The sequence below is a fragment of the Paraliobacillus ryukyuensis genome (genome assembly GCF_003315295.1).
Lineage (GTDB): Bacteria > Bacillota > Bacilli > Bacillales > Amphibacillaceae > Paraliobacillus > Paraliobacillus ryukyuensis.
In genome coordinates this window covers 618,069-632,607 of the sequence record NZ_QNRI01000001.1, presented here as the reverse complement: position 1 = coordinate 632,607, position 14,539 = coordinate 618,069, and the positions used below count along the sequence as shown (strand labels likewise).

The 14,539-nt window shown below is 34.5% G+C and carries 20 protein-coding genes; 15 read left to right on the top strand and 5 right to left on the bottom strand.

The window, feature by feature from the left end; translation table 11 throughout:
- Positions 1–147: 147 nt before the first annotated feature.
- A complete protein-coding gene (locus tag DES48_RS03350; RefSeq protein ID WP_113866791.1) occupies positions 148–765 on the bottom strand; it encodes a YktB family protein in 618 nt (205 codons plus the stop codon).
- A 172-nt stretch (positions 766–937) separates the two neighbouring features.
- Between DES48_RS03350 and DES48_RS03345 the strand changes: the two genes are divergently transcribed.
- On the top strand, positions 938–1,741 hold the full coding sequence (locus DES48_RS03345) for an inositol monophosphatase family protein (RefSeq protein WP_079709328.1): 804 nt from the start codon (positions 938–940) through the stop codon (positions 1,739–1,741).
- Between the two features lie 131 nt (positions 1,742–1,872).
- Here DES48_RS03345 and DES48_RS03340 read toward each other — a convergent pair whose 3' ends face one another.
- Positions 1,873–2,079: a YlaI family protein gene (locus DES48_RS03340; RefSeq protein WP_079709329.1), complete on the bottom strand. Its 207-nt coding sequence runs from the start codon at positions 2,077–2,079 to the stop codon at positions 1,873–1,875.
- A gap of 179 nt (positions 2,080–2,258) precedes the next feature.
- Here DES48_RS03340 and DES48_RS03335 point away from each other — a divergent pair, with 179 nt between their 5' ends.
- Positions 2,259–2,498 (top strand): hypothetical protein, encoded by a 240-nt coding sequence (locus tag DES48_RS03335; protein WP_079709330.1) that lies wholly within the window; start codon positions 2,259–2,261, stop codon positions 2,496–2,498.
- Between the two features lie 8 nt (positions 2,499–2,506).
- On the opposite strand, the gene DES48_RS03330 is transcribed toward DES48_RS03335, so the two are convergent.
- Complete coding sequence (locus DES48_RS03330) at positions 2,507–3,109, bottom strand: YhcN/YlaJ family sporulation lipoprotein (protein WP_245911266.1); 603 nt, start codon at positions 3,107–3,109, stop codon at positions 2,507–2,509.
- A gap of 183 nt (positions 3,110–3,292) precedes the next feature.
- On the opposite strand from DES48_RS03330, the gene DES48_RS03325 reads away from it, so the two are divergent.
- The 6 genes from DES48_RS03325 to DES48_RS03300 all read left to right on the top strand — a co-directional run bounded on the left by DES48_RS03325 (position 3,293) and on the right by DES48_RS03300 (position 8,366).
- Entirely contained in the window at positions 3,293–3,574 is a 282-nt protein-coding gene (locus DES48_RS03325; protein WP_079709331.1) for an Fpa/YlaN family protein, read from the top strand.
- Positions 3,575–3,659: 85 nt separating this feature from the next.
- The gene (ftsW, locus tag DES48_RS03320) at positions 3,660–4,859 is read left to right on the top strand and encodes a putative lipid II flippase FtsW (RefSeq protein ID WP_113866789.1); all 1,200 of its coding nucleotides are present in this window, start codon (positions 3,660–3,662) and stop codon (positions 4,857–4,859) included.
- A 364-nt stretch (positions 4,860–5,223) separates the two neighbouring features.
- On the top strand, positions 5,224–6,129 hold the full coding sequence (cyoE, locus tag DES48_RS03315) for a heme o synthase (RefSeq protein ID WP_245911279.1): 906 nt from the start codon (positions 5,224–5,226) through the stop codon (positions 6,127–6,129).
- Positions 6,130–6,157: 28 nt separating this feature from the next.
- The gene (locus tag DES48_RS03310; protein WP_079709334.1) at positions 6,158–6,613 is read left to right on the top strand and encodes a DUF420 domain-containing protein; all 456 of its coding nucleotides are present in this window, start codon (positions 6,158–6,160) and stop codon (positions 6,611–6,613) included.
- A 77-nt stretch (positions 6,614–6,690) separates the two neighbouring features.
- Positions 6,691–7,185 (top strand): GNAT family N-acetyltransferase, encoded by a 495-nt coding sequence (locus DES48_RS03305; RefSeq protein ID WP_113866785.1) that lies wholly within the window; start codon positions 6,691–6,693, stop codon positions 7,183–7,185.
- The gene (locus tag DES48_RS03300; RefSeq protein WP_113866783.1) at positions 7,182–8,366 is read left to right on the top strand and encodes a GNAT family N-acetyltransferase; all 1,185 of its coding nucleotides are present in this window, start codon (positions 7,182–7,184) and stop codon (positions 8,364–8,366) included. Before DES48_RS03305 ends, DES48_RS03300 begins: the two co-directional genes overlap by 4 nt.
- An 80-nt stretch (positions 8,367–8,446) precedes the next feature.
- Here the strand turns inward: DES48_RS03300 and ytvI are convergent, their stop codons facing one another.
- Positions 8,447–9,505, bottom strand: a complete 1,059-nt coding sequence (gene ytvI / locus DES48_RS03295) for a sporulation integral membrane protein YtvI (protein ID WP_113866781.1) — start codon at positions 9,503–9,505, stop codon at positions 8,447–8,449.
- Between the two features lie 256 nt (positions 9,506–9,761).
- Between ytvI and DES48_RS03290 the strand changes: the two genes are divergently transcribed.
- From DES48_RS03290 to coaD, 7 genes are all read left to right on the top strand, one after another.
- Complete coding sequence (locus tag DES48_RS03290; protein ID WP_113866779.1) at positions 9,762–10,190, top strand: CBS domain-containing protein; 429 nt, start codon at positions 9,762–9,764, stop codon at positions 10,188–10,190.
- 231 nt (positions 10,191–10,421) lie between these two features.
- Positions 10,422–10,844: a YlbD family protein gene (gene ylbD / locus DES48_RS03285; protein WP_113866776.1), complete on the top strand. Its 423-nt coding sequence runs from the start codon at positions 10,422–10,424 to the stop codon at positions 10,842–10,844.
- An 11-nt stretch (positions 10,845–10,855) separates the two neighbouring features.
- Positions 10,856–11,089 (top strand): YlbE-like family protein, encoded by a 234-nt coding sequence (locus DES48_RS03280; protein WP_079709340.1) that lies wholly within the window; start codon positions 10,856–10,858, stop codon positions 11,087–11,089.
- 61 nt (positions 11,090–11,150) lie between these two features.
- On the top strand, positions 11,151–11,591 hold the full coding sequence (locus tag DES48_RS03275) for a YlbF/YmcA family competence regulator (RefSeq protein WP_113866773.1): 441 nt from the start codon (positions 11,151–11,153) through the stop codon (positions 11,589–11,591).
- 48 nt (positions 11,592–11,639) lie between these two features.
- Positions 11,640–11,915, top strand: coding sequence for a YlbG family protein (locus tag DES48_RS03270; RefSeq protein ID WP_079709342.1), 276 nt, complete (start codon positions 11,640–11,642; stop codon positions 11,913–11,915).
- 303 nt (positions 11,916–12,218) lie between these two features.
- Positions 12,219–12,797 carry a 16S rRNA (guanine(966)-N(2))-methyltransferase RsmD gene (gene rsmD / locus DES48_RS03265; protein WP_113866771.1) on the top strand — a complete coding sequence of 193 codons (579 nt, stop codon included), beginning with the start codon at positions 12,219–12,221 and terminating at the stop codon, positions 12,795–12,797.
- Positions 12,790–13,281 (top strand): pantetheine-phosphate adenylyltransferase, encoded by a 492-nt coding sequence (gene coaD, locus DES48_RS03260; RefSeq protein WP_113866769.1) that lies wholly within the window; start codon positions 12,790–12,792, stop codon positions 13,279–13,281. The genes rsmD and coaD overlap by 8 nt, the downstream gene beginning before the upstream one ends.
- 15 nt (positions 13,282–13,296) lie before the next feature.
- Here coaD and ylbJ read toward each other — a convergent pair whose 3' ends face one another.
- A complete protein-coding gene (gene ylbJ, locus DES48_RS03255) occupies positions 13,297–14,505 on the bottom strand; it encodes a sporulation integral membrane protein YlbJ (RefSeq protein WP_113866767.1) in 1,209 nt (402 codons plus the stop codon).
- Positions 14,506–14,539: the final 34 nt, after the last annotated feature.

Sequence of the window (14,539 nt, the reverse complement as noted above, 5' to 3'; positions counted from 1 at the left end):
CGGCCATCTCTATTATACGATTGGAGATTCTTTTGTTACATCCCTTAAAGGTTTATTTTCACACAGGCATAGCCTGTGGTTTTAAAAGCATTAATAAAAATGTAAAGAAGGAGGTATGATCTCCTCCTTTAATGAAGTATCAGATTGTTACAGTGATTGAGTTGCTTCTAAATAGAAAGGTATTAATTGGTCAAATGTTTGTTTTACTTCTTTCACTAACGCATTCCCATCTAATTGAATTGCATCTTCTTTAGCTATATGTTTTCCAATCAAGAATTCTGCTTTTTTTACGTCACGGACTCCTTCTAGATGATCTTCTGATAATTCCATAATAGGAAAAGCATCTTTTTTCATATGATCCATTGATACAACAAAAGAATCCGGCAATTCTTGCAGGGACTCAATTTTGTTTAAAAATCTCCCTGCAATCTTATCTTTACCTGGTAATTCGTAAATAAACGCTAACCAAATGAAAAGATGGTCATCAAAAAGTCCTAATTGAAAATGGGGATGTTTTTTATATCCTCGCTTATTATTTGCGATGGCCAGCCATGTATCATTTGGCGGATTTACTGATCTTCTAGCATGTTTAGCAATGTGTAGAAACATTTCATGACCAGTTGCGACAGCAAGATGTTCAGTTAATTCATTACCAATTTCTTTGAATTTTGGCTGGATTCTTTGCTGGATAGCATTCATCCGATCTTCAAGACCTTCGATGTAAAATGTCTCAAAGTCTTTCTTTTCAAAACCTTTTATTGTCATATAAAAGCTCCTTTCAAATTATCACTACATCCGTTAATGATTTAAATAATAAGTGCATCTTAACTATATCATACGAATCTTTTATTTCGTATTCAAGTGCAAGACATAATGCATAATTTATTTAAGTTTGCTAATATGTATAAAAGGAATGTGTCGAATAGGAGGGATAAAGATGGAGAAAAAACATAGAAATGAGCTATATACTATAGCAAAACAATGGGTTTTAGATGCTGGTAGGATGATTCGTGAAAGTTTAGATAAACCGTTAACCATAGAAACAAAATCAAATCCAAACGACTTAGTGACAGAAATGGATCAAAAAACGGAACAATTTTTTGCTAAAAAAATTAAATCATACTTTCCAGATCACAAGATACTGTCTGAAGAAGGCTTTGGTGATGAGCTTGCGTCATTAGATGGAACGGTCTGGATCATTGATCCAATTGATGGAACGATGAATTTTGTTCATCAAAAACGTAACTTTGCTATATCATTAGCGATTTACCACGACGGTATTGGTCAAATCGGGCTTATTTATAATGTAATGGAAGACGTGCTGTATCATGTGAAAACAGGTGAGGGAGCATATCGTAATGATACAAAACTTCAGTTATTGAAAGAGGACATTACACTTGAGCGAACGATTCTACTGATTAATAGTATCTGGAGTGGTGAAAATCGACGAATTAATCATCTAAAAATTCAACAACTGGTACGTAAGGTCAGAGGCACACGCTCATATGGTTCAGCAGCATTGGAATTTGCGGGGATTGCAGAAGGTAGTCTAGATGCTTACATATCAATGAAGTTACATCCTTGGGATTTTGCTGCGGGTGTACTACTTGTTAATGAAGTAGGGGGAACAACATCTCAAATTGATGGAAAACCATTAAATTTCCTAACAGAAAATACGATTTTTTCAGGAAATAAACAGGTAGCTAACCCTATAATTGATGAATATATTGAATTGAAATAACTGTTAGTACACGGATTTATGGTCATAGAATTCCAAAGAGCACGTCAACTGTTTTTGTTAGGTTAAATGGTCGACGTGCTTTTTTGTGTCCTCTATATATTTTATTTATAGTAAACATGTAATGTCCTAAATCAGGAAATAAATGGGTCATCTTGCTTTTTCTCTTTGTATAAGCGAAAATTTCCTGTAGCATGCCTTTTTTTAGTGTTTTCCCCAATACGTTCAGAGCAGGTTGGGCATAAATATAAGTGTTTTCTTCTGTTTCTAAGTTTTTTAGCTAATGGAGAATCTGAACGAATATCATCAATTGTGTCGCAAATCGGACATTTCACTTTCATTTTGTCACCTCAATTTTTTTGTTGATAACCTTCCTGCTATTCATAGTGTATCACAGTAATGTAAATAGCAAAAAGGTATCTTAAATAAAACATTGGTTTGAATTGTAACCTTGAGGGAAATAGTATAAAAGAAATTGAATTGCATGATGTAGAAAAACAATTGGAAAGGAAGATCGCTAGTGCGTAAACGCTATTTATTTTCACTTGTCGTCGGTATAGGCGCATTAACTTACTTTTTTCAAAATGAACGTGCAAAAACGACTATGAAAAATTGGATACAAATGTTTCAAATGGAGGAGTCATTTCCAATTGAAGAAGCGGGTCTACCTGAAACGGATGCTATCGAAAATGCCAAAATGGTTGATGAAGGATCTCAATTTGGTGTAAACTATTATAACCATCTAAAAGAAAGAGAATAGGCTTTTACCTATTCTCCATTTTTATTCAGATGATGATTCGATTGCTTCTCTTGCACATCCTCTAATTCTTTTTCTTCTTGCTCTGACACGCCTTCTTCAGCAGTGTTTGGTTCATTTTTATGCTTATTTAATGGTGGTGTCTCGGGCATGTATCTACCTACAACCGCAGAAAGTTCTTCAATAATTTGTTGAACCGGATCTCCGTCTTGAAATCCTTGTGCCATGTTTCTGATGCGTTGTGTACCATCCGCATCTGCCACAACAACAGCTGTCTTACCGTATGGGTCATCATGCAATGCTTCAGTTACCGCATATTTAATTGTTCCTACTCTTGATCGATCCAAATCTTTATCAACATCTATCCCAACAACTGCGTATGGTCCTGCAATGATAGCAGTTGCTTCGTTAACATTAGGAACGCTATTTGCTACATGTGCTAAATGCTTGGCAATCTCTTGATTGGTTGCCGTTTCTTTTTCTTCAGTAGGATCGGAATTCTCAACTTGCAAAACATGATCGTTTGATCCTTGTTCTGCTAATGGTTTTTCTTCGTTTGATTGACAGCCTGTTAATAATAGAAGAGAAAACATAAAAGCCAGTGTTTTTTTCAAAATCTGTCCCTCCATCCGTTTTGTTTTGTCGTTAGCTTTTGTCATATATAAAAACTTATACAGTGTTTAGCTATTAGGTAAAAAATCCAAATAAAACTTGAATAATCTTCATGTATCATCTTGCATTTTTACGCTATTAACGCTAAGATAGATGAAAGAAGTTGTTTAACGGAGGGGATTAACTTGATACCTGAAGTGGCTGTGAATAATACAGAAAAAGCCTATGCCCTTCTTAAGGCTGATGCAGATAAAATTTTGAGATTAATCAAAGTGCAAATGGACAATCTAACCATGCCGCAATGTCCTTTATATGAAGAAGTGTTAGATACACAGATGTTTGGCTTATCAAGAGAAATTGATTTTGCAGTTCGGTTGCATCTAGTGACCGAAGAAGAAGGAAAACAACTCTTGGAAAGTTTGGAAAGACAACTGAATTTACTACATGAAGCTTCACAACGGACGTAATGTGTCGATCATAAATAAAGCCTTTGCCTAAACTCGATATGGCAAGGTTTTTTTATTTCAAACTAATATTTTAAGGGGAAAAAAGATGAAACAAAAATGGAAAACGTTTGATTTTACCCTCATGTTTACACCAATTATACTCTCGTTGTTTGGTATAATGATGATTTATAGTGCTAGTATGGTTATTGCAGTAAAGCAAGGATATCCTGCCAATTATTATATGATGAAACAAATCGTATCCTTTTCTATAGGATTTGTTCTTTTCACATTCTGCTGCTTTTTTAATTATCGACATTATCAATCGTTAATGAAAATAGTTATTGGAATATTATTCATTATGTTGATTGCTGTATTATTTGAAGATCCTGTTAAAGGGGCTAGATCCTGGCTTAATATTGGTGGATTCTCTGTTCAACCTGCCGAGTTTGTAAAGCTAGGTCTGATTATGTACTTGGCTTCTGTCTATGCTAAAAAGCAGAATTACATATCCAATTTTGGTACGGCAGTATTACCTCCACTTGTGATGACAGGGCTATTATTAGGTCTGATTATGTTTCAGCCAGACTATGGAACAGCAGCGATTATTTTTCTTATTGTTTGTAGTGTTATCTTTAGTTCAGGGATTCGTTGGCGTCACCTATCTATTCTAATCACTGCGGGGATTATTTTTCTGGTTGTTGCTTCCCTTACGCTAATGAATAGTCGTTTGACTCGTGTTACTGGAGCATACGAACCGTTTTCAGATGCAGAAGATAGCGGATATCAATTAATTCAATCTTATCTTGCCATTGGCACAGGTGGATTAGACGGTGTCGGTTTAGGACAAAGTATTCAAAAATTGGGCTATTTAACAGAGGCACATAATGATTTCATCATGGCTGTCATTGCTGAAGAACTAGGCTTTATTGGTGTTGCTGTTGTTCTCTCTCTAATAGCTCTAATCGTCTTGCGAGGCTTATATATCGCAAGAAAATGCCAGGATACATTTGGTTCTTTGTTGGCTATTGGCATTTCTTCTATGGTGGGTATACAAACCTTTATTAATTTGGGTTCTATTAGTGGCTTATTGCCAATTACGGGTGTAACGCTTCCTTTTATTAGTTATGGAGGTTCCTCTTTATTAGTTTTAATGGCAGCAATGGGGATTTTAAATAATGTTGCAAGACATGTGAAAAAAGCTAATTTAGAACCAAGAGATCAACATGAACAAACCACGAATAAACCTTTAAATAAAACTGCAAATAGTTCGGGTATACAACAAAAGAGGTGGCAAGGACAAGCTTAGTTTAGTATTAAATTACTGTTTGTTTAATTGTTTATTTTAACATAAGCGATCGCATCACATTGTGTTTATAAATACAATGTGATGCGATTTAAGACGAAGCTTTCATGTTTTTATTAACATGGAAGCTTCCTTTTTGTATGCATCCTATTTGTATGAGAAATGATAAAAAGATTAGCGTCGTCTTAAATACGTTGGGATTACGAAATTAGATACTATTCTTTTGATATTTTTTGAATTAATTTTTTCCGAGTAAACCCTTAGAAATATTTTAAACAATACTATATAATAAGTAATTGAATGTTTGTTTGAAACTACAAGAATGGATGTGACATACATGGATAAGTTGGAGTCAACTAGAACGAAGATGTTATCTTCAACTGCTGACAAAGATAAAAACAGTTTAGCAAAAGATTTAAAATATCTATTAAAAACAGGTATTATTCAATCAAACGTAATGACAGCTTTTGCTGGATTTTGGATAGCCCTTTATGAGAATCAATGGCAGCTAGGTAATTATTGGCCATCATTACTTTTTATGTTAGCTGGGACTGCTTTGGTTATTGCAGGTGGCTGTGTAATAAACAATTATTATGATCGTGATATTGACCCTATCATGACCCGAACAAAATTACGTCCTACAGTGACAGGTAGTATTTCGTTGCCTGTAATTTTATGGATGGGTATTATATTAACTATTGTTGGCGTAGGCTTATTATTACTAACTTCTTTGCAAGCTGCTTTATTAGGTTTGTTTGGATGGTTTGCCTATGTTGTACTTTACACGATGTGGTCTAAGCGTCGATATACATTAAATACAGCGATTGGAAGTTTGTCAGGTGCTGTCCCACCGTTAATTGGTTGGGCCGCTGTGGATCCTAATTTATCATTAACCGCTTTTGCACTGTTTGCAATTATGTTTATATGGCAAACACCGCATTTCCTAGCACTAGCGATAAAAAAAACAGATGAATATAAAGCAGCTAACATACCAATGTTACCTGTTGTTCGTGGTTTTGACGTGACAAAACGCCAAATAGTCTTTTATATAATTTGTTTGCTACCACTACCTTTATTTTTGCTGAAGTTAGGTTGGGCAGTTATTATTCTAGCTACTATTTTAAATATTGGTTGGCTTGTCATGGCGATTAAAGGATATAAAAAACAAGACATTTACAAATGGTCTAATAAATTGTTTCTTTATTCCTTATTTTATTTAATGATATTATTTATAGGAATGATTTTAATTACCCTACCATCAGTCATTTTTTAGTTGTTTTGTAAAGAGAGAGGAAGAGTTTATGCCATTTTTACCGACTTTAAGTACTGGATTAATTGTACTAAGCGCCATTTTAGTAGCCATTGGATGGATATTTGCTGTTAAGAGAAAATATAAAACACATAAAAAAGTTATGCTATCAGCAGCGGTTAGTGCACTAGCATTTTTTGTCATATATGCTTCTCGAACAGTTTTTGTTGGAAATACTAGTTTTGGTGGACCAGAAAATTTAGAGATTTATTATACGCTATTTTTAATCTTTCATATTATCTTGGCAACAACGGGTGCTGTATTTGGTATCGTAACACTGGTATTAGCCTTTAAACGTCGTATTAAAAAACATCGAAAAATTGGACCAATCACAAGTATCATTTGGTTTTTTACAGCAATTACTGGGGTTTTGGTTTATTTGTTACTCTATATTTTCTTTGACGGTGGAGAAACGACAAGTATGATAAAGGCAATATTAGGTCTGTAAGAAAAAAGAGTTATCTAATTAATTATAGATAACTCTTTTTCTACATAAAAATATGTTTAATAGAGGAGTGAGTTCTTATGAAACTAACAGGGGATCAATTAAAAGTAACGCAGCTTACTGAAAAGCACGTTCGTTTATTATTGCGCCACCGTTTGGATTTTTTTCGAGAATTTAATATTCCTTATGAAAAAAGTTGGCCTTCAAATGCCATCTCGATTGCACTTCCTCTTTACTATGATCAATTATTAAAAAAAGAGCAAAGTAATCTCTTCGGCCCTTGTATGATTCAATTATTGCTAACGAATCAAATTATAGGGGAATTCAACCTAAAACAAATAGATCATTGCATCGAGATTGGATATCATATTTTTCCGCGCCACCGGAACAATGGTTATGCTACTGAAGCATTAAAACTGGTATGTAAATATATTGATCAGATAAAGGAAATAGATCTAATTAGAGCATATTGTTATAAAAATAATAAAATTTCTTTACATATCTTGAAAAAAATTGGTTTTCAAATCAAAATAATAGAGGATGTCATTACACTGGAGAGGGGAAAGGAAGCATGAGTGATTATGTAATTAAAGCACTGCAAGAAAATGATTTTGACGACGCATTAAAATTAAATGAATATGCTTTTGGATACACCTTATCGGAAGAGGATAAAGAAAAAAGAAAGCAAATCATGGCACAACATCAAACGGTATTCGGTTCTTTTGCCGAACAGCAATTAGCTGCTAAAGTTCATATCTGGCCACTTCAACTCTTTTTAGGAGACAAAGTCATTGAGTTTGGTGGTATAGCTGGTGTAGCAACATGGCCCGAATTTAGAAGAAAAGGTCATGTAAATAAATTATTGCAGGAATCCTTTAAAGAAATGAAAGATACCGGATTAACTTTGTCGATGTTACATCCTTTTTTGATCAGGTTTTACCGACAATTTGGGTACGAACTCACACATTATACCTACAATTATCAGCTCACTTCAGAGGATATTCCAAATTATAAGCCTAGTGGGTATTGTAGAAGGGTGAATTTTACTGCAGCTAGTAATATTTTAGCTGACCTTTATCAAAAAGAAGCAACTAAATACGGGTTGATGATGAATCGAAGCAATTGGTGGTGGAAGGAACGCAGGATAAACAAGCAAGATACTATTTGCATTTCCTATGACCAAGCAGGCAATCCAAATGGTTACTTAATAAGCACGGTAAAGAATAAAGAATTACAGATAAAAGAGTTTATTCATCATTCACTGGATGCTTTTCAAACGTTGTTACGTTGGATTAAAAATCATGACTCCATGATTGATACGATAAAGATTGACAGTCAGCCAAACGAGTTATTCGCTTTTTTTCTAGATAATCCACGAATTCCTTTAAAAAAACAAGCGTATTTTATGACTCGAATCGTTGATTTTGAAAACTTCATAAAACAATATCCATATATAGTAACCCCCGAGAGAATAGTGATACAATTTGCTATTACAGATAAATTTGCGCCATGGAATACCGGTACGTGGAATGTAATCTTTGAAGAAAAAAACTGTATTAATGTAGCTAAGAACGAACAAGAAGAACAGATAGACATCCGTTTAAAAGCAAATATTCAAACCGTAACAGCTTTGTTACTCGGTAGCGAATCTCTAGACGTGTTAAGAAATTTTTCAGCTATTGATATAGAAGAATATACAAAGAACTGGAACGAAATTAGTGAAGTAAAGAAACCACACTTACTGGACTTTTTCTAAATAGTTAAAAATACCCCGTATCATAAACAGAATGACGTGTCATCTGTTTATGATACGGGGTATTTGCATTGTTAAATTTGCTAAATTTTGAAGTTCCACTTAATAATCCCAGCTTCTTTTGCAGAATTAAAGCCAATAACAAGTAATGGTCCGATGATAAATCCAAGTAGTCCAATTAATTGCAACCCGATATACATAGCGATTAACGTCGCTAGCGGTGATAAACCAATATGGTGTCCCATCACTTTTGGTTCTACTGTTCTTCGAATAGCAAGTAATATAATCGCTAGTATCGCTAGTTGCGTCCCCATAACGACGTCTCCAGTAATGAACATGTAAATAGACCAGGGCGCCAATATGGCAATAGATCCAATAATAGGAATGAAATCAATTAACCATATAATGAGTGACATAATGAATGCATATTGGGGTACAATTAGCAATAACCCAATTAAAGTGACAATAAAGATAATAATACTAACTAGAAATTGTGCTTTTAAAAAACCTAATACAACATAAGATAATCGTGCATTCATAAATTGAACTTTTTCAGCCGTTTTTTCTGTTAAATATTGATAGAACTTTGCTTTTAAAATTGGTAATTCGATCATAAACAAAAATAAAGCAATGAGATACACTAATAAGCTTACAAGATATTGAGGCACAGCTGCCACAATACCAGCAATGTCTTCTACTTGAAATTGGTCGTTGATTAGTGTAGAAACATTTTGTATGTTGTCCTTCATGCGCTCTTTTATTTGCTCTGTGAAGTCTTCTGGTAAATTCTCACTTACATTCTCAAAACTTGTTTGCCATTCACCAATTTTTGCATTAATTTGATTAATATATTGTGGAATATTCTCTACAAAATTCACAATATGCGTAATGGCACTTATTACTACATACGTACCTAGTAACCCCGCGACAATGATAAACAGCAAAAAAACAATTGTGACTGACAATTTTCGGTTTAACTTAAATCGATATTGTAACCATCGTATCAACGGATTTAAAAATAAAGCAGTAAAAAAAGCTAAAATTAACGGTACAGAAACGGGTAAAATAAAATATCCAATTAAAATTAAACTAATTGCTAACAGAATTAACAACCAATGACGTTTAGTAAGGTATCGAAACAATTATGTATAGTTCTCCTTTCAAGTAGAAAAGATGGTTTTGGATTTCATCATCTTATGTATATACAAAATATAGCATGTCGGTAAACATTTGAATAGTATAAACCTTTACTATTATACCATGAATCGTTATTTTCCATTAATTCTCATCAAGAACTAAGTATTTGATGTAAAATTTTTAATTGAATGGACATAATAGTTTATAATGAATGGTTTTCATTCATTGTATATTATTATGTTTTATTGAGGTGAAAAATTAATGAGAGCTGTTAATCAAATTATGTCGAAAGACCTTACTTTTTGTCAACCAAATGATACCTTAATTGATTGTGCAAAAAAGATGGCAGAAAAAAATGTCGGGGCTATTCCAATTTGTCAAGATAGTTACGATTTAATAGGTATGGTAACCGATCGAGATTTAGTACTAAGAGGGTATGCAAAAGATAAACCAGGTACGACACAAATCAGTGAAGTGATGAGTGGACACTTAGTCTCTGTAGCCCCCGATGCAAGTGTTCAACAAGCATCCAAAATTATGGCTGAACATCAAATACGTCGTTTACCTGTTGTAAAAGGAAATAAGCTAGTAGGAATTGTGGCATTAGGCGACTTAGCTTTAGAACAACGATCAAATGTAGCTGCAGGGCACGCATTAGAAGACATTTCTGAACAAAGTGAATTGCATTAATCACAAAAAAACAACAAGTAATCACCACTCCTATAATAAAAGACACTAATTTCTTTACGCGTTAATCTAGCTATACCCAATCAATTAGATCAAATAAAAGTATGGACTTCATTGCAATGGAGTCTGTACTTTTGTTGTTTTAAAGTTATTATTTGTAGGTAAGAAGCACATCATTTTTTTCTTGTTCATATAGTGTAATAAGGATGATGTTTTATATTTGGGGTGAATTTTATGACAAATAAACAAGGTCGACAAGAAATAGAGACATTTAAAAAGTTTGTGCAACAAAACCCTGGTATGATAAAAGAGGTTCGAAATGGCGGTAAAAAGTGGCAGGATTTTTACGAACAATGGGTATTGTTAGGTGAAGATGATCCTAGTTGGGATAAATATAAGCAAGTGGATGGAGGAACGATTAGCGAGACAAACCCTTCGAGTGGTAAAAAGCAAGGACAGGGGTGGATGAAGCAGATGACCGAATTGATGGAAAAGGTAGATATGGAGAAAGTAGAGGGGCACATCGGACAGTTAAATGGAGCCATTACCAATATTCAATCATTAATTAGTCAATTTCAAGATATGAAAAAACAGGCTCCTTCAACCAACAAGCCTGTAAACAATAACAGACCACCGTTTCATTTTTATGGTGACTAGGAGGGATGGGGATGGAACCAACCATCTATCAAAAAATAAAAGCAGAGCCAGCATTACTTCGCTTTCTTAGAAACCAACCGAATTGGTATCGAACATTAGCACGAAATCCAGAAGCATTTGAAGATTTACAAAAACAAGCGAAACAGTATCAGGGAAGAACTATTCCACAACGCGTCGAAAAAATTTCTGAACAAATGCAGTTACTAGGTATGTTTCTTCACATGGCAAGTACAATGAAAGATTAAGTGCTTGCACTTTTTTTTTATCACTTTTACTGATATGATAAACATAATGGAGGTGGGAGTAATGTTGGCAACACAGGAAATTGTCGATATCATTGATGATTCAGAACGAATTGGTCAGATGATTATTCATTCTGATGTTATGCAAGCATACTTAGTTGCGAAAAGTGAGTTAGCAAATGATCAAGAAGCACAACGACTCATAAAGCAGTTTAATCATACAAAAGAACAATATGAAGAGGTGCAGCGGTTTGGTCGTTATCACCCCGATTATAGTAAAATAATGAAAGAAATTAGGCAAACGAAGCGTGAAATGGATATGAATGAAAAAGTAGCTACTTTTAAAGTTGCCGAGCGTAATATACAAACGTTACTTGATGAGATAAGCACCTCGATTGCACATAGTGTTAGTGAACAAGTTAAAGTTCCTAAAGAGGGCGCGTTATTTACAGACAGTGGTTGTGGCTGCGGTTCCGGTGGAAGTTGTGGATGCCAAGCATCTTAGTCTTCCTTCCTTGGGTTGTGCAAACTAATTGGTAAGCGAGGACATGATATGCGTACAAACAGACAAGGTTTAATTATTTGGTTTCAACATATGAAAAACATAAAACAGATTAAGCGTTACGGTCATTTAATTTATGTATCGAAAAATATGAAATATGCTGTTGTTTATGTTAATCAAGATGAGATAGAAGATAAATTAATGAAATTAGAGAAACTTCCATTTGTTTCAAGAGTAGATAAATCATTCAAACCTTCTATCAAAACAGAATTTGAAAATGCAAAGAAAGATAAAGCAAAAGAATATGATTATAAGATGGGGATTTAAGTTTCTTGAAAAACTTTGTTGTTACAAAAATTATACGTAAAAAAAGCCTGCAGATGTAAACACTGCAGGCCCTTTTTAGTTTCTACTACAAAAGAAACTAAAAAGGCAAAGGGAGAGGAGAAACCGGAGGAAGAACTTATGGGGAAACGTAAGCCTTCTCCGTCTTCAAGAAATAACCAAAGCAAACTTTAGCTACTTCAGTAAATTAGTATGGACGCTGAATGTTAATTCTATACCTGCGAATAAATATTTCTCAATGGTGAAATTTATGGTAGCATTGTAATCGAATATAACAAAAAAGGGGTGGTACTTGTGCGAATAATAGCAGGTACATATAAAGGGCATCGTATTCAAGCTGTACCAAGCAATGCAACACGCCCGACGACAGATAAAGTTAAGGAAGCTTTATTTCAAATGATTGGCCCTTTTTTTGAGGGAGGACAATTTCTTGACTTATTTGCTGGGAGTGGTGGTTTGGGATTAGAAGCGCTTAGTCGAGGAATGCACCGTGGTATATTTGTAGATCAACAATCAAAAGCTATTCAAACCATTCATGCAAATATTAAATCTTTACATCTTAAAGATCGCACAGAGGTATATCGAACAGATGCATTTCGAGCATTAAAGGCTGCTGGTAAGCGACAATTAGAGTTTGATTATATCTTTCTTGACCCGCCATACACTAAAATTGCTTACAAAAAAATATTGGAGCATATCGAAAGTAATGGTCTATGCCATCGAGACACATTAATTGTTTGTGAGCATGATGCAAAGGAACATTTAGCCGATACATATAGTCGATTTAGACGAATTCGTTCCGAAGTTTATAGTAACAGTATTGCGGTTTCCATTTATAAAATAGGAGATGATGACAGTGAATAGATTAGCAATATGCCCTGGAAGTTTTGATCCGATAACATTTGGTCACTTGGATATTATTCAGCGAGCTGCGAATGTTTTTGATCATGTGATTGTAGCTGTTTTTAATAATCAATCAAAGTCACCGTTGTTTTCTGTAGATGAGAGAATAGAATTGCTAAAAGCAACTACAGCTTCAATTCCAAATGTTTCGGTTGATTCACACAGCGGTCTATTAATGGATTATGCTAGAGAGAAACAAGCCCAAGCTATTGTGCGCGGTCTCAGAGCAGTAAGTGACTTTGAGTATGAATTGCAGATCACATCAATGAATCGTAAATTAAATGAAGATGTGGAAACATTTTTCATCATGACAAATAACCAATATTCATTCTTGAGCTCTAGCATGGTGAAAGAAGTAGCAAAATATAAAGGAAACGTATCAGATCTAGTACCTAGTGTTGTGGAAGATGCTTTAAAAGAAAAATTTAAACTAAGCGACAATTAAACGATTCGTTTCACTTTAGGAGTGTTTTCGACTAGATAGTAATAATAGAGCGAAAGCAACTCCTAAAGATACAATAGTAATCATTGGCCCAAAATGTATCAATGTTTGATAAATATTTAGATTATTTTGCGTAGTTAATGGAGAAAACACCGAAGTAAATTGTGTTCCTGTTGTCGTTTTTTCTGGATGATATAGGTATGGAAATAACAAAATCGTCAGTCCACTAGCAAATAACCCATGCAATAAGCGAGCAAAAAAATATGGGAAAAAGCGGATGTCTGTTTCTGCTAATATACTTGCAACTTGTGCTTGAACGGAAAGACCGTTAAAAGCAAAAACGAAACTAACAATAATTGCTTGAGCTAAAAGCCCGGTATTCGTTGTATCTGCAATTAATTGTGCGCCAAGCGTAATCTCGAATAATCCAGAAAACATAGGTAAAGCCAATTCAGTAGGCAAATGAAACAACTGTAAAATTACTCCTAGTCCGTTGGATAAAAAAGCAGCGATACCTACTTGCGCGAATAACATGGAAATAACCGAAAATAGAATAATAAACCCACCGATCATTAATAACGTTTGTACGGAATTGATAATAGCATCGCCAAGTATTTTTCCAAACGGTCGTCTATCATTTAAACGTGTTTCGTGTAACTCTTCAAAAGCTTTTGCAAAAGAAAGGTAATTGCGCGGTTCATGACCGGCATCTTTGTTTTTTCCATAAAATCGCATGCAAATCCCAACAAGTGCGTTACTGACATAATGGACAACAGCTAATAAAAAACCAAGGGAAGCATCATGAAAGAAACCTACTGAAACAGCAGCGACAATAAATAAAGGATTTGATGCATTTGTGAATGACACTAAACGCTCAGCTTCGATTTTAGTTAATTGCTTTTCTTGACGTAATCGAGCGGTAAGTTTAGCTCCTGAAGGGTAACCACTTGCCATACCCATCGCCCAAACAAAGCTCCCTGCTCCTGGTACATTGAATAATGGCCGCATGATTGGTTCAAATAATACACCAATAAATCGTACTACTCCAAAGCTGATAAGTAATTCAGCTGTTATAAAAAATGGTAATAATGACGGAAAAACCGTCCCCCACCACATATCCACCCCTCTTAGACTTGCTTGCAAGGTGTGATTAGGAAAAGTAATTAATCCAATTGCTACAGTTAATGAGCCAATTGCTAAAAGTGCTGATTTTAGTTTTGATTTCAAAGATATCCTCCTAGCTACATCACTATTCTGTACT